This is a genomic window from Phyllobacterium zundukense (assembly GCF_025452195.1).
Classification (GTDB): Bacteria; Pseudomonadota; Alphaproteobacteria; order Rhizobiales; family Rhizobiaceae; genus Phyllobacterium; species Phyllobacterium zundukense_A.
Genome location: NZ_CP104973.1, coordinates 1,922,024 through 1,936,643, shown reverse-complemented (window position 1 = coordinate 1,936,643; position 14,620 = coordinate 1,922,024). Strand labels below are relative to the sequence as shown.

The following is a 14,620-nucleotide window of genomic DNA, read 5'->3' as shown; positions in this document are numbered from 1 at the left end:
AAAGTTGAGCGCCAGTAACATATAATCGCTACGGTTTGTACTGCCCTGCCCAGTTATCTTCTGCCAAGATAGTGTTGTCCGGATGGCAATGCTGCTGTGCGTGGTTCGACAAGCTCACCATGAGGGAGGTGGGCGGGTTGCACGATAACCGGAGGCGTCGCGATAGGAACATTGCTGTTTCTGTCTGGGCTCCCTGCAACCCACCACGTCCCTCATCCTGAGCCTGTCGAAGGGCGCACAGCAGCATTGCCATCCGGCAAATCTAGCAGCCTTGAAGGTACCGCTCGAACCTCCAGACAAAAATAATCGTGGCTGTTTATCCACGCGCCTGAAACCTGAGCTATCCTATGCCCGTCCTTTCCATGGGGAGCTGCTTCCGGAGCCGTTCGAAAGTGGGGAAGGACGGCGTGTCAGCGGGCGGGCAACGGACCCGAGCGCTGGCCGACCTGTTCGTCTTCGGAGGTCAATCTGCGCATTCCAGGGTAGATATTGCCTCCATTGTTGACGCCAACGCCAATCGTGCGGACACTGCACCGACGGCGACGATGGGCCCGGACTCCAGGCGTTCATCCACTCGCCCTGCGGAACAAGCAGAAGCTGGCCGGCAGGGGGAAAACGTTAGCGGGCGGTCTTCGGATCGCATTATTTATCTACAAAGACGCGCTTCGACGACCGCCCGTCTTCCCACAATGCAAGCAATGGCCAGACTCCGAGGAGGGCGTGGCAAGGGGAAGACACACCCGGTTCTTTGACATACGGAAAATCGGGAATGCGCTAGATCGCAACGTCTCGTGCGGATTCCTGCAAGAACGCATAGGCGTAACTCGAGAATGACCGCCAGCATTCAACACGGAAAGCGTCTTCGTCTGTCCGCCACAGGACGATCTCGATTTTGCCAAGGACTGTCCGCGACGCGGCCCCCACGGGGAAAGCCTTCAGCGACAAATCCTGCGGGCAACCGCCGTTGACTGCCGCGGCAGCTCCTCTGCCAGCCACGATGATCCCGACATTGCGATGTGAAACGTCGACCACCGAATGCAGGACTTTCACCTTGGCAAGATCGGCAACAACACCGCTGTCGGCATCGTCTATGATCAGCCATTCGTCCGGGCCAAGCCAGAGTGCCGCACGCCCGCCGTTGGACGCGGAAGTCTTTGGCTTCATGGGTAGTGTCAAACCCAGTACCTTGGAGAGCGCAGGAACTGCATCAGCCTTGGCGCGAAGCGAAATACGGGTCGCGTTGTCCGCCAAGGTGACCGAGACGGAAACGACATCCAGCTGGCTCGCCTGCAGCGGATGACGTCGTGTTGCCTGGACGATCTCAACCATTCAAGCGCTCCCCCTTCTCATCGAAAAATACCGTGCCGGTGACTTCCACTTCGATCACGCCATTCGGCATCGGTACGTAAAGCGTTTCGCCAAGCCGCTTTGATCCGTCGATCACCAGGGCCAAAGCGATGGAGCGGCCGCAATTTTCCGACCAATAGGACGATGTCACGTGACCGATCATGGTCATTGGCACCGGCTGGTTCGGGTTAGCGACAATCTGCGCGCCCTCTTCCAGAACCGTTGTCGGATCAACCGTCTTCAAACCGACAAGCTGTTTGCGGCCATTGGCCACTAGATCCCGCCGCAAAAGGCCGCGAATGCCGACATAGTCCGTCTTGTTCTTGCCGATGGCCCAGGTCAGCCCCGCATCCTGCGGTGTGACGGTCCCGTCCGTATCCTGGCCAACGATGATATAGCCCTTCTCGGCGCGCAGGATATGCATTGCCTCGGTGCCATAAGGGGTAAGTCCCAGTGGCTTGCCGCGTTCATAGACGGCCTCCCAGACGGCCCGGCCATAGTCGGATGGCACGTTGATTTCATAGCCCGTTTCACCAGTAAACGACATGCGGAACAGCCGTGTCGACACGCCGCAGATCGTCCCTTCGCGCACGCTCATATGCGGCATGGACGCGTTGGACATATCAATGCCTTGGACCAGCGGTGCTATGATCTCGCGGGCCCTCGGGCCTTGCACGGCAATCACCGCCCATTGCTCGGTCGTCGAAGTCAGCCAGACATCAAGATGCGGAAATTCGGTCTGGAGATAGTCTTCCATATGATGCATGACGCGCGGCGCGCCGCCCGTTGTGGTTGTCACATGGAACCGGTCTTCTGCCAGCCGCCCGACAACACCGTCATCGTAGATGAAGCCGTCCTCGCGCAGCATGATCCCATAGCGAAGGCGTCCGACGCCGAGCTTTTCCCAAGGGTTGGTATAGAGCAGCTCAAGGAATTTCGCGGAATCCGGGCCGACGACCTCGATCTTGCCGAGCGTCGATGCATCGAAGATGCCGGCCTGGTTGCGCACGGCAACGCATTCACGATTGACCGCGGTGTGCATGTCTTCGCCCGCCTGCGGGTAGTACCAGGCGCGTTTCCATTGGCCGACGTCCTCGAAGGCAGCACCCTGAGTCTGGTGCCATCCGTGCATGGGCGTGCGGCGTGTCGGATCGAACAGATCATGCCGCGCGTGATTGACAATCGCGCCAAAGGTGACCGGCGTGAACGGCGCGCGGAATGTCGTCAGACCCACCGCCGGGATCGGCCGGTTCAGGGCCTCGGCGGCGATCGCGAGGCCGTGCAGGTTCGAAGTTTTGCCCTGATCGGTCGCCATGCCGTTGGTGGTAAAACGCTTGACATGCTCGATCGAGTGCATGCCCTCACGCACGGCCAGCCGTACATCCTTGGCTGTGACATCGTTCTGAAAGTCGACAAACGCCTTGACGGTTGTATCAGCACCGGCACCGGGCGCCGAGCCGATCATGCCGCCGATCCAATCGGTGCCGCCAGTCGCGACAATGGCTTTGCCCTTGCCTCCGCCCGCTGCAAAGGCTTCGTCCAGCGTTGCCTGCAAACCGTCGGTTCCGTTGCAGGCTCCTATCGAAACGCAATCCTGCGCGTAGGTGCCGGGCAGGAAGCGCTCGTTTGCGGCATCCCATGCGACCTTGCCACGCGACTGCGAAAACAGATGCACCGATGGCGTCCAGCCGGCGGACATGATCAACGCATCAACCGCGACCTTGCGTTCGCTACCGCCCCTCGTCGGCTGGATCGACATCGACGACACGCGCCGCTTGCCACCGGCACTGAAAACGGCGTGACCGGTCAGCACTTCGATATCAAGGGAACGGGCAGCATCCACGATCGCGGAGGTCGGATTGTCTCGCGTATCGACGATCACCGGCACGTCGATACCGGCGCGCTTGAGGTCGATCGCCGCCGCGTAGGCTGAATCGTTTGAGGTGTAGACACCGACCTTCCGGCCGATGGCGACGCCATATTGATTGAGGAATACTCGCGCTGCCGAAGCGAGCATGACACCCGGGCGATCATTGTTGGCAAAGACCATTTGACGCTCGATGGCGCCCGTGGCAAGCACGACCTTCTTCGCCCGGATCTGCCAGAGCCGCTCACGCGGCATATTGGACGCCGGATTGCTCAGATGGTCGCTGATGCGCTCTACCAGACCGACAAAATTCTGGGCATAGTAGCCAAAAGCTGTCGTACGGGTGAGTACTGTGACATTGTTCATCGCGCACAATTTCGCGATCACAGCAGCGGCCCATTCAAAACCCGGGGTACCGTCAATGATGACATCGCTTTCATAACGCAGCGCACCGCCTGGCTCGGCTTGCTCGTCGCAGATGATCACGCTTGCTCCGGTCGACGCTGCACTGAGGGCTGCAGTCAGACCAGCGGCACCCGCACCGACGACCAGCAAGTCGCAGTGGGCAAACCGGTTGGAATAGCGGTCGGTATCCGGCTCGCCCGGTGTCACGCCAAGACCCGCAGCCGCACGAATCCTTGGCTCGTAGATCGACTTCCACGCAAACTTCGGCCACATGAAAGTCTTGTAGTAGAAGCCTGCAGGCAGCATCGGCGAAAACACGTCGCCAAGCGCGCCGACGTCGAAGGTCAGCGATGGCCAGCGATTCTGCGACTTGACCTTCAGACCATCGTAGATCTCCTGCACGGTTGCACGCACATTGGGCTGCTTGCGCGACTTGTCGCGTTCGATATCCACCAGCGCATTCGGCTCTTCGCTGCCGGCAGAAAGAATGCCGCGCGGCCGGTGATATTTGAATGAGCGACCGACGAGATGAATACCGTTGGCGAGCAGCGCTGAAGCCAGCGTGTCACCTTCGAGGCCGGTCAGGCTCTGCCCGTCGAATGTAAAGCGAACGGTCTTCGCCGGGGTCAAGCGGCCTGCGCCCGGGATACGGTTACTGCCGGAATGGGTAGAGGTGCTCATTGGCTCATACCTCCACTTTCTTTGCACGGGGGCGCTTCGTTGCGGGTGGTTCGGCGGGTTCGGCCACCGCCGGTGACAGCAACGTGCCTATATCAGGACGTGGCTCGCCGGCTTTGTAGACCGTCAGGAATTTGTCCGAGACGGAATCGCGCACCGCATTGAAGAACCGGCCGCACCCATGAATATGGCGCCAGCGTTCGAATTGCAGCCCCTTAGGATTCTGGCGAAAATAGAGAAAACCGGCAAAATCGTCGTCCGACTGCTCGATGATCGGATTGGCGCGCACAAGATGCGCTTCGCCGGCATTGCGGAATTCGAGTTCCGGGCGCTCTTCTTCGCAATAAGGGCATTTGATGAGAAGCATGGTTCTATCTCGTTTCTTGAAAATCAGTGCGCAACGGCAGCGGCGGCGGCCTCGTCGATCAGGCGCCCAGTGGTGAAGCGCTCGATCGTAAACGGCGCGTTGATCCGGTGCGGTTCATCTCGCGCGATGGTATGGGCAAACACATTTCCCGATCCTGGCGTCGCCTTGAAACCTCCGGTACCCCAGCCGCAATTCACATAGAGCCCTGACACAGGGGTCTTGGCGAGGATCGGCGATCGATCCGGCGTCACATCGACGATGCCTCCCCACGAGCGCAGCATCTTCAATCGTGTCAAAACCGGAAACATCTCGCAGATCGCATCGAGCGTGTGGTTGATGATGTGGAGACCGCCGGTCTGCGAATAGGACGTGTATTGGTCGGTGCCAGCACCAATGACCATCTCGCCCTTGTCCGACTGCGAGATATACGCGTGAACTGTGTTGGACATGATCACGCAGGGAATGAGCGGCTTCACCGGCTCGGATACCAGCGCCTGCAACGGATAGCTTTCAAGCGGCATTCGCACGCCGGCCATGTTCATAATGACGGAGGTATGACCAGCAGCCACAACGCCGACTTTCTTGGCATTGATCGGGCCGCGATTGGTATCGACCCCCACAACTGCTCCATTTGGCGCACGGCGAATTCCCGTCACTTCGCAATTCTGGATAATGTGAACGCCGCGATCGGCTGCTGCACGAGCGTAACCCCAGGCAACGGCATCGTGTCGGGCGGTACCACCACGCCGTTGCAGAGCGGCACCAATAATGGGATAGCGAGCATCGGCCGAAAGATTGATTGGCGGGCAGAACTCCTTCACCTGTTCCGGCGTCAGCCATTCATTGTCGATGCCGTTGAGCCGATTGGCGTGGATATGCCGTTTGAACGCCTGAACGTCGTGAATATTGTGCGCCAGCATCATCACACCGCGCGCCGAATACATCACATTGTAATTGAGGTCCTGGCTGAGACCTTCCCAAAGCTTGACAGCGTGCTCGTAGATACCAGCGGATCTCGTCATAGAGATAGTTGGACCGGATGATTGTCGTGTTGCGGCCGGTGTTGCCACCGCCAAGCCATCCCTTTTCAAGAACAGCGACATTGGTGATGCCATGCTCCTTGGCAAGATAGTACGCAGTGGCAAGCCCGTGCCCGCCCGCGCCAACAATGATGACGTCGTATTCCGGCCTGGGTTCGGGAGAACTCCATTGCTGATCCCAGCCTTTATGGGCACGCATGGCCTCGCGGGCCAAGGCAAATACCGAATATTTCCGCATCATTCATTCCCAGCAACTTGGCCCAGCAATTGAGCCATCGCAAAGCGATTGTTCGAACGAGTTTACTTGCATGGCCTGTTCAAAAATCGACATCGATTTTGAAAGCGAGGGTCATGCTTTTATGCATCAGTATCGTATCCGCTTAAAGCTCTTTTGCCATTTTGCGACGGAGATTGGCGCTGCGTGCCGGTTAATCTAAAATTACGAGGGATGAGCGCAATATCCGCCATTGCCCACAACAGAACCATGGACATACCCCGAACTTTCTGATAATGCCCACCCCAGTTTGCGATGGATGACCGTCGCGAAGTCTGGTTTGTTGTCCCATGATCAAGGATTGGGGATTGAGGCCAGGCTCAACGAAATTCTAAGAGATACAGGATAAAACGTGCAGGTACTCGTACGCGAAAATAATGTTGATCAGGCTCTCCGCGTTCTCAAGAAGAAGATGCAGCGCGAAGGCATGTTCCGCGAAATGAAAATGCATGATCATTACGAAAAGCCTTCTATCAAGCGCGCCCGCCAGAAGGCAGAGGCAATCAGTCGTGCCCGCAAGCTTGCTCGCAAGCAGGCCCAGCGCGAAGGCCTTCTTCCAATGCCTGTGAAAAAGACACCGGTTCGCGCTTCAGCGGCTCGTTGATCTTCAATTCATCGACGCCTTGACCCGATTACGGGGTGGAGTGGCTTGCGTCACACCGCCCTTTTTCGTTTGGTGCCATCGGAACAATAAAGCCTCTAAGGCTTTTCATTGAACGGGACACATAAGACATGACACATCCGGTTGAACTGGCCTCACATCGCGCAATCTGGGCGGCCCCTAAAACAGCACGTATCGCGGGACTCGTCGTTGCCTCTGTTCTCACGCTCGCAATCGCCGGATGCCAGAGCACCTCGACCACCGACATGACTGGTATCGACAAGGCGCAGGGTTCCACCGAGAATATCAGCTCGCTCAACGACGTTATCCGCAACAATCCGAAAGACCCGGAAGCCTATAATGTCCGTGGATCCGCCTACGGTCGTGCCGGCAAGAACAGCGACGCAATCAAGGATTTCAATACGGCGCTGCAGCTCAACCCCAATTTCTACCAAGCTTACGCCAATCGCGCGCTCGTCTATCGCAACATGGGCAACACAGCTCAAGCAGCGGCGGACTACAGCAAGGCGATCCAGATCAATCCGCAATATGACGCCGCCTATATTGGCCGGGGCAATCTTTATCGCCAGCAAGGACAACTGGATCAGGCCCTGAATGATTTCAACCAAGCCATCCAGTTGAGCACGACGGATGCGCGCGCTTATCACAACCGCGGCCTGATCTATCAGGCGCGCAACCAGCACAAGCAGGCCATCGAGGATTTCTCTACAGCTATCTCTCTGCAGCCCGATGCAGCGGAACCTTATAACGGTCGCGGAATCTCCTACGTCGCGCTTGGCGACGATGACAACGCCTTCGATGATTTCAATACCGCAATCAAACTTGATGGTGACATCGCAGAGGGTTGGGCCAATCAGGCGCTGATCTATGAACATCGCGGCGACAAGGCCCGCGCTGCGAAATCCTACGCCAGGGCCGTGCAATTGGATCCCAATTACAAGCCCGCACGCGACGGCCTGGCTCGCACACGCAAGACTTCTTGATGCACGCCAAGGGCAAACGCTTTGTCGTTGTCCTGGCTCATCCGCTTAAGAATAGTCTTTGTGCGCATCTTGCATCTCTCACTGCTTCCTTGATCACGGACGCAGGACACGATCTACGGATCGTTGATTTGTATGAGCGCGATTTCGATCCTCGCCTCACGTCAAGCGAACGGCAGAGTTATTATGCCGAGCACAATGCGAGTGCTGTTGCCGAGGATGTGGAGGCGCTTCGTACCGCCGATGTGCTTGTCCTCATCTTCCCCACATGGTGGTTCGGACTTCCCGCTATTTTGAAGGGCTGGATCGATCGGGTATTCGTGCCCGGCGTAGCCTATGATCACACGCCCGATTTTGGCCGCATGATCCCGAAGCTTTCACAGCTGCAGTCCTGCTTTGCAATCACAACTCTTGGCTCGCCCTGGTGGATTGACTGGCTGATCATGTTCCGTCCCGTTCGCCGTGTACTCTCACGGGCCATCATTGGTACATGTGCTCCGAAGGCTCGTTTTTCGATGGTGTCGCTTTACAATGCAGAGAAGATTGCCGCCGGTAGATTGGCTGCCTTCGAGAGGCTGCTTACAAAGAAACTGCAAATACTGATCTGATCAAAACAAAAGGCCCGCCAAGTCTGGCGGGCCTTTTGTTAACTCGAATCAGCTGATTGTCAGTGATCGAGTGCCTTGACGATATTTTCGACCATTTTCTTGGCGTCGGCGAAGAGCATCATGGTGTTGTCGCGGAAGAACAGTTCGTTCTCGACGCCGGCATAACCGGAGCCCATGCCGCGCTTGATGAAGAGCACGGTGCCGGCCTTGTCGACATCGAGGATCGGCATGCCGAAGATCGGCGATTTCGGATCGGTCTTGGCGGCCGGGTTGGTCACGTCGTTGGCGCCGATGACGAAGGCGACATCGGCCTGGGCGAATTCCGAGTTGATATCCTCAAGTTCGAACACTTCGTCGTAGGGCACGTTGGCTTCGGCCAGCAGCACGTTCATGTGGCCTGGCATGCGGCCGGCGACCGGATGAATGGCGTATTTGATCTCGACGCCCTCGGCCTTCAGCTTGTCGGCCATCTCGCGCAAGGCATGCTGGGCCTGCGCCACCGCCATGCCATAGCCCGGCACGATGATGACCTTGGAAGCGTTCTTCATGATGAAGGCGGCATCGTCGGCCGAGCCCTGCTTGACCGGACGCTGTTCGACTTCGCCGGACGCTGCCCCGGCCGTCTCGCCGCCAAAGCCGCCTAAAATGACCGAGATGAACGAGCGGTTCATGCCCTTGCACATGATATAGGAGAGGATCGCGCCGGAGGAGCCGACCAGTGCCCCGGTGATGATCAATGCCAGATTGCCGAGGGTAAAGCCGAGTGCCGCCGCCGCCCAGCCGGAATAGGAATTGAGCATCGAGACGACCACCGGCATGTCGGCGCCGCCGATCGGCACGATGATCAGACCGCCGAGGATCAGCGACAGGATGACGATGAGCCAGAAGACGAGATGGCTCTCGGTCAGGACCAGCGCCACGACGAGAACGACGATGGCGATCAAAAGCCCCGCATTGAGGAGATGGCGGCCCGGCAGCATGATCGGCTTGCCCGACATGCGCCCATCGAGCTTCAAAAAGGCGATGATCGAGCCGGTGAAGGTGATGGCGCCGATGGCAACGCCAATCGACATCTCGATGAGCGCCTGGCCATGGATCGAGCCGACCTCGCCGATGCCGAAGGAATCCGGCGAATAGACCGCAGCGGCGGCCACCATCACCGCGGCAAAGCCGACGAGCGAGTGGAAGGCGGCAACGAGCTGCGGCATCGCCGTCATGGCAATGCGCTTGGCGATATAGGCGCCGACGCTGCCGCCGATGGCAAGGCCGACAACGATAAGCCCGAGCCCCTTGAGGCTCGGCTCGGCCAGAGCCAGCGTCGTGGCGATCGCGATGGCCATGCCGGTCATGCCGTAGAAATTGCCCTGGCGGCTGGTGGTCGGATGCGACAGGCCGCGCAGCGCCAGGATGAACAGGACGCCGGAAACGAGATACAGAAAAGTTGCGAAATTAACGCTCATCGTTCAAATCTCACTTTTCTTTTTTCTTGTACATGGCGAGCATGCGGTGGGTGACGAGGAAGCCGCCGAAGATATTGACGCTGACGAGAACGAGCGCGATGAAGCCGAAGCCGGTGGCAAAGCCGCTGGCCGAGAGACCAACGGCCAAGAGCGCCCCGACGACGATGACCGAGGAAATGGCATTGGTCACCGCCATCAGCGGCGTATGCAGCGCCGGCGTCACCGACCAGACGACATAATAGCCGACGAAGATGGCGAGGACGAAGATGGCCAGGCGGAAGACGAAGGGATCGACCGCACCGCCGGTGACCGCATGCGCCGCAGCGCCTGCCGCATCCGGCATGGCTCCGGCGGCCTGACGCACCATCTCGGCCGCCTGGTTCAAGGCATCGAGCGCCTTGTCGAGGGTTGCATCGGCAGCCATCATGCCTCTCCTTCCGTGCTTTTAGCGGCAGTCTTTGCTGCAGGGGATGGGGCTGCAGCGGGTTTGGCAGCAGCGGTCTTTGCGGCTGTTTTGGCTTTTGGTGTCGCAGTCTTGCTGGGGGCGGTTTTGGCCGTCGCCGCTGCCTTTGCGACAGGCGCTTTGACTGGCTTGGTTGCCGCTGGCTTGGCAGGAGCAGCCTTCTTGCCGGCGGCGGGCTTTGCCGCTGAGGCTGCAGGTGCTGACGCTGCAGTTGCAGCACTGGCGAAGTTCGGATGCACCACCTTGCCGCCATGGGTCAGCACGGTGGCCTTGACCAGTTCGTCGTCGAAATCGATCTTGATGACTTTTGCATCCTTGTCGACCAGGGTCTCGACGAAGGCGAGGAGGTTCTTGGCGTAAAGCTGCGAGGCGGTCGCGGCAATGCGGCCGGCGACATTCAGGTGGCCGACGATCTTGACGCCGTCGACCTCGGTAATCTTGCCGGCAACCGCGCCTTCGACATTGCCGCCGCGCTCCACCGCCAGATCGATGAGGACCGAGCCCGGACGCATGCGCGCATACATCGCGCGCGTGACCAGCCTTGGTGCGGGACGCCCCGGAATGAGCGCCGTGGTGATGACGATATCCTGCTTGGCGATATGGTCGGCAACCAGGGCCGCCTGCTTGGCCTGATATTCCTTCGACATTTCCTTGGCGTAACCACCCGCCGTCTCGGCTGCCTTGAATTCCTCGTCCTCGACCGCCAGGAACTTGGCGCCGAGCGAGGCGACCTGTTCCTTGACCGCCGGACGCACATCGGTTGCCGTCACCACCGCGCCAAGCCGCCGCGCCGTGGCAATCGCCTGCAACCCGGCAACACCGACGCCCATGATGAACACTTTGGCCGCAGGCACGGTGCCCGCAGCCGTCATCATCATCGGAAGCGCGCGGTCATATTCACCCGCCGCATCGATCACTGCCTGATAGCCGGCAAGATTGGCCTGGCTCGACAGGACGTCCATGACCTGCGCCCTGGTGATGCGCGGCATGAATTCCATGGTGAAGGCCGTCACCCCCGCATCGGCCAGCGCCTTGACCGCCGCATCATTGCCGTAAGGGTCGAGCATGGCGATGACGACCGCACCCTTTTTATAAGCCTTGAGCTCGGCGGAGGAAGGCCGGCGCACCTTCAGCACCACATCGGCCCTGGCCGTATCGCCGGCCTTGCCGATCGTCGCCCCCGCTGCGACAAACTCGCCGTCCGGTATGCGCGAGGCAACCCCGGCGCCAGCCTCGACAACAACCGCAAACCCGAGGGCTATCAGCTTCTTGACCGTCTCCGGCGAACCACCAACCCTTGGCTCGTCGATCTCTTTCGGTATGAACAGTGTCTGAGCCAAGCTCTCACCCCCAAGCAAGTTAAACACAACAAAACCAGTGGCCTCGTCCCGAGACCAGCGCGGCTAGCGTCTTATGACGGTTGGAAACCTGATATGTGGATCGTTCGAGTGAACGCCTTCCGGCAGGTTATCCGCCCGGTATGTTACAGAACAACCTGCCCTAGAGAAAAAACCAGGCGGCAACGCAAACAATGATGAAAAGGAGTGTGGCAGAGAAGAAGCCTCCGACGAAAAAGCCGAATGCCATAGCAACCAGCAACGCTGCACAGGATACAACGCCCCATTTCGAGAGCGAAAGGAACAGATTGTAAGTGCTTTCATGTTCCTTGTAATCCATGGGAGCGCCCAATTCTGCTGGCGCAGTATCGTGATGATCAGCCATCTTCAAACCTCTTATAGTCGATGTCGCATTGGCAATAGCGAAAACACCGCATCAGCGCAATGCGCAGATAGTCGCTTGCAGGCACTCAATCGATATAAATCAAAGAAAGAGTTTATTCACTCCCGAAGATAGAGCTGCCTTATGTGAGGAGATGCGGAAACAGTCCTGTCACGCCGATAATGATCAGATAAAGCGCGACGATATAATTAAGCAGCCGAGGCGCGATCAGAATAAGTACCCCCGCAATCAAGGCGACGAGTGGTGCAATAGCGATCTGAGCAATCATGTTGATTCTTCCCTATTTGAGGTTCATCGGCGGCAATATTTCAAAATGCAGTTTAGGTCAGCGCAGTCCCGATGTCAGCGCGAGAACCACCTTATCCAATGGACATTGTCCGTTGTGAGAAACGGATATCTCAGGGTCAGTGCAAGGACACAGCGTATTCTGTCACTGCGACCAATTTCTGTTCCATTGGAGCATCAAGAAGCCTTGCAATATCCTGCGCAGGCATCGCAGCACCATACAAGAAACCCTGCACATATTCGGCGCCGATCCATTCACTGATCAACTCAGACTGTTCGTTGGTTTCAAGTCCCTCGATTGTCACCGACAATCCGAGTTCGTGCGACATCTGCACGATGCCACGAAGCAGTTTGAGGGACCTTCCCTCCGCGACTATATCGGCGATAAACGAACGGTCGATCTTGACCTTCGTGACCGGAAGATCCTTCAGATAGCTCAGGCTTGAATAGCCCGTGCCGAAATCATCAATTGCAACCTGTACGCCAAAATCCTTGAGCTCCGAAAGGACGCTCCCGGTACTTTCTCGATCTGTTATGAGCGCACCTTCCGTTACTTCGACTTCCAGCAGATGCGGCTCAACATCGTACCGCCTCAAAGCGGACCGAATAATATTCACCATGTCCATGTTTTGCAGATCATAGGACGACAGGTTGACCGAGACGGCGATCCGTGACTCCCAGCCATTGCAATCCTTGATGGCGCGTTCGACCACGCACCGGGTGAGATCGGAAATGAGCCCCATTTCCTCCGCCATGGGAATGAACTCAGCTGGCGAAATTGCGCCAAATTCCGGGTGATGCCATCGGGAGAGGGCTTCGCAAGCCGTCATGCGCAAGGTCCGAACGTTCACTATGGGCTGATAGGCAACGGTCAACGCGTTCTCGGCTATCGCCTTCCGCAAATCCGCTTTGAGCCGTTGCTTGCTGCGGAACGAATGATCCATGGTTTCGACGAAGACAGCCCAATCTTTCTTGCTGTCCTTCTTCGCGACGTCGAGCGCCAGATCAGCATTCATGTGCATCACAACAAGATCAAACTCGGCTGCATTGGCAATCGCTACGCCAGCATTCGCGCCGGTCAAAATATCATGGCCGGAAACAAGGTATTGGCCGGAAACCATGCGCATGATGCGGTCCACAGATTCCAGCGCCGCGTTCCGCGTCGACGCGGAGAACAGCAAGACGAACTCGTCGCTGCCAAAGCGTGAGATCACAGGACCGTTTGCGTCGGCCAACGTCAAGCGATCGGCAAACGCGCGAAGCAGCTCATCGCCAATGCGATGGCCAAACGTATCGTTCGTTCGTTTCAGCCCATCGATATCGACGACCATGAGAGCGATTTGTGCGTCTTGCTCGGCCATCTCGATGTAAGAACTGGCGATCTCGGCAAACTGGCTCCGATTCGGCAAGCCGGTAAGGCTATCGTAGCGTGCCATCCGGCTAATTTGCGCTTCAGCTTCCGCACGTCGGGTAACATCCTGAAATATCAAAACTGTACCGCGTTCTGGATCTGGGGTCGCCGTAAATTCAAAGTGGCGTTTGGCCGGCGACACGAACACGTCCCGTTGCTTTGCCCCTGCCAAAAGATCACGCATCTTCGTACGCAGGGCTTCCAGTGCCTCACTGGAAAAGTAGGTCCGCAGTCGAGCCAGCCGCAACAGCGTTTCCAATGATCTGCCCCGGAGCTGTTCAGGATTATCGAACCCCATCATTTTCGCCGCCTTCATGTTGGCAACCGTGATGGTCTGGTTCCGATCGAACATCAGCAGGCCTTGCGGCATGCCGTTAAGTGCCGCGTCGAAATTGTTGACGACAATACCAAGTTGCCGTTTGCCCAGCAGTGCATCGAAAAGCGACTGGCGCAAATTTGCGGCAATGCCGATATTGCTCCATAAGAAGGGGAGAATAAGCAAAGCGAGCAGCCAATTATAAAAACCGCCGAGAAGGATGAACGTCACGAACAGCGGCGCAAGCAGAGCGACCGACATTCCGATCACAACCGTACGTGAAACGTAGTTCCGCGTAACGAGTGCAACCGTCGAAGCAACAACGATAATGATACTGGTAATGGCTGCCGATGGGTCAGCCAAGACATAGATACTGACAAAACACAGAAATCCGAGAAGAATACAGGTGCCCAGCGCACCGGACAAATAACGCCATTCCCATTTCTTCAAGGTGGCCGCCGTTGCTTCGGTCAGATTAGCCTGTTCAAAAGCATTGGCATTTGCCATCCTGCCAAGAACGGTGACGAAGAATGCGACAGCGAATACAATATAGATCGGATTTTGGGTCTTGATATAGATCATCAAAGTGGCGGTAATCTGGACGATGGAGGTCCACCAGATAGCCTTCTTGTTCGCATAAAGTGTGCGAAGAAAAATGGTGTCGAGCGACATGCTCTCGCTGAGGTCAGTTCTCATCAAATGCCCGCGCATAACTGTACCCGCCACGGATACGTTACCGATTACTTACATAGAAACG

General features: G+C 57.6%; 12 protein-coding genes and 1 pseudogene. 3 read left to right on the top strand and 10 right to left on the bottom strand.

Annotated features, from left to right (window positions below; genetic code table 11):
* Positions 1-774 precede the first annotated feature (774 nt).
* From N8E88_RS21900 to N8E88_RS21885, 4 genes and pseudogenes are all read right to left on the bottom strand, one after another.
* The gene (locus N8E88_RS21900) at positions 775-1,329 is read right to left on the bottom strand and encodes a sarcosine oxidase subunit gamma (RefSeq protein WP_262295477.1); all 555 of its coding nucleotides are present in this window, start codon (positions 1,327-1,329) and stop codon (positions 775-777) included.
* Positions 1,322-4,300, bottom strand: coding sequence for a sarcosine oxidase subunit alpha (locus N8E88_RS21895; RefSeq protein ID WP_262295476.1), 2,979 nt, complete (start codon positions 4,298-4,300; stop codon positions 1,322-1,324). Before N8E88_RS21895 ends, N8E88_RS21900 begins: the two co-directional genes overlap by 8 nt.
* A gap of 4 nt (positions 4,301-4,304) precedes the next feature.
* Complete coding sequence (locus N8E88_RS21890) at positions 4,305-4,664, bottom strand: sarcosine oxidase subunit delta (RefSeq protein WP_262295475.1); 360 nt, start codon at positions 4,662-4,664, stop codon at positions 4,305-4,307.
* A 23-nt stretch (positions 4,665-4,687) separates the two neighbouring features.
* Positions 4,688-5,942, bottom strand: a pseudogene (locus N8E88_RS21885) (sarcosine oxidase subunit beta).
* A 388-nt stretch (positions 5,943-6,330) separates the two neighbouring features.
* On the opposite strand from N8E88_RS21885, the gene rpsU reads away from it, so the two are divergent.
* From rpsU to N8E88_RS21870, 3 genes are all read left to right on the top strand, one after another.
* Positions 6,331-6,582 carry a 30S ribosomal protein S21 gene (rpsU, locus tag N8E88_RS21880; RefSeq protein WP_112532314.1) on the top strand — a complete coding sequence of 84 codons (252 nt, stop codon included), beginning with the start codon at positions 6,331-6,333 and terminating at the stop codon, positions 6,580-6,582.
* 128 nt (positions 6,583-6,710) lie between these two features.
* Entirely contained in the window at positions 6,711-7,583 is an 873-nt protein-coding gene (locus N8E88_RS21875) for a tetratricopeptide repeat protein (protein ID WP_262295474.1), read from the top strand.
* Positions 7,583-8,188 (top strand): NAD(P)H-dependent oxidoreductase, encoded by a 606-nt coding sequence (locus tag N8E88_RS21870; protein ID WP_262295568.1) that lies wholly within the window; start codon positions 7,583-7,585, stop codon positions 8,186-8,188. Before N8E88_RS21875 ends, N8E88_RS21870 begins: the two co-directional genes overlap by 1 nt.
* A 59-nt stretch (positions 8,189-8,247) precedes the next feature.
* On the opposite strand, the gene N8E88_RS21865 is transcribed toward N8E88_RS21870, so the two are convergent.
* The 6 genes from N8E88_RS21865 to N8E88_RS21840 form a co-directional block, all read right to left on the bottom strand.
* Positions 8,248-9,648 carry an NAD(P)(+) transhydrogenase (Re/Si-specific) subunit beta gene (locus N8E88_RS21865; protein ID WP_262290536.1) on the bottom strand — a complete coding sequence of 467 codons (1,401 nt, stop codon included), beginning with the start codon at positions 9,646-9,648 and terminating at the stop codon, positions 8,248-8,250.
* Positions 9,649-9,658: 10 nt separating this feature from the next.
* A complete protein-coding gene (locus N8E88_RS21860; RefSeq protein WP_262290615.1) occupies positions 9,659-10,072 on the bottom strand; it encodes an NAD(P) transhydrogenase subunit alpha part 2 in 414 nt (137 codons plus the stop codon).
* Positions 10,072-11,451 (bottom strand): Re/Si-specific NAD(P)(+) transhydrogenase subunit alpha, encoded by a 1,380-nt coding sequence (locus tag N8E88_RS21855; RefSeq protein WP_262295473.1) that lies wholly within the window; start codon positions 11,449-11,451, stop codon positions 10,072-10,074. The genes N8E88_RS21860 and N8E88_RS21855 overlap by 1 nt, the downstream gene beginning before the upstream one ends.
* 160 nt (positions 11,452-11,611) lie before the next feature.
* The gene (locus N8E88_RS21850; protein ID WP_114433066.1) at positions 11,612-11,833 is read right to left on the bottom strand and encodes an aa3-type cytochrome c oxidase subunit IV; all 222 of its coding nucleotides are present in this window, start codon (positions 11,831-11,833) and stop codon (positions 11,612-11,614) included.
* A gap of 139 nt (positions 11,834-11,972) precedes the next feature.
* Entirely contained in the window at positions 11,973-12,119 is a 147-nt protein-coding gene (locus N8E88_RS21845) for a DUF3096 domain-containing protein (protein ID WP_262295472.1), read from the bottom strand.
* Positions 12,120-12,255: 136 nt separating this feature from the next.
* Positions 12,256-14,559, bottom strand: coding sequence for a putative bifunctional diguanylate cyclase/phosphodiesterase (locus N8E88_RS21840; RefSeq protein ID WP_262295471.1), 2,304 nt, complete (start codon positions 14,557-14,559; stop codon positions 12,256-12,258).
* Positions 14,560-14,620: the final 61 nt, after the last annotated feature.

Excerpts from the sequence above, each read along its gene's own strand:
- N8E88_RS21900 (WP_262295477.1), bottom strand. The coding sequence starts at position 1,329 with ATGGTTGAGATCGTCCAGGCAACACGACGTCATCCGCTGCAGGCGAGC.
- N8E88_RS21895 (WP_262295476.1), bottom strand. The coding sequence starts at position 4,300 with ATGAGCACCTCTACCCATTCCGGCAGTAACCGTATCCCGGGCGCAGGC.
- N8E88_RS21890 (WP_262295475.1), bottom strand. The coding sequence starts at position 4,664 with ATGCTTCTCATCAAATGCCCTTATTGCGAAGAAGAGCGCCCGGAACTC.
- N8E88_RS21875 (WP_262295474.1), top strand. The coding sequence starts at position 6,711 with ATGACACATCCGGTTGAACTGGCCTCACATCGCGCAATCTGGGCGGCC.
- N8E88_RS21870 (WP_262295568.1), top strand. The coding sequence starts at position 7,583 with ATGCACGCCAAGGGCAAACGCTTTGTCGTTGTCCTGGCTCATCCGCTT.
- N8E88_RS21865 (WP_262290536.1), bottom strand. The coding sequence starts at position 9,648 with ATGAGCGTTAATTTCGCAACTTTTCTGTATCTCGTTTCCGGCGTCCTG.
- N8E88_RS21860 (WP_262290615.1), bottom strand. The coding sequence starts at position 10,072 with ATGGCTGCCGATGCAACCCTCGACAAGGCGCTCGATGCCTTGAACCAG.
- N8E88_RS21850 (WP_114433066.1), bottom strand. The coding sequence starts at position 11,833 with ATGGCTGATCATCACGATACTGCGCCAGCAGAATTGGGCGCTCCCATG.
- N8E88_RS21845 (WP_262295472.1), bottom strand. The coding sequence starts at position 12,119 with ATGATTGCTCAGATCGCTATTGCACCACTCGTCGCCTTGATTGCGGGG.
- N8E88_RS21840 (WP_262295471.1), bottom strand. The coding sequence starts at position 14,559 with ATGAGAACTGACCTCAGCGAGAGCATGTCGCTCGACACCATTTTTCTT.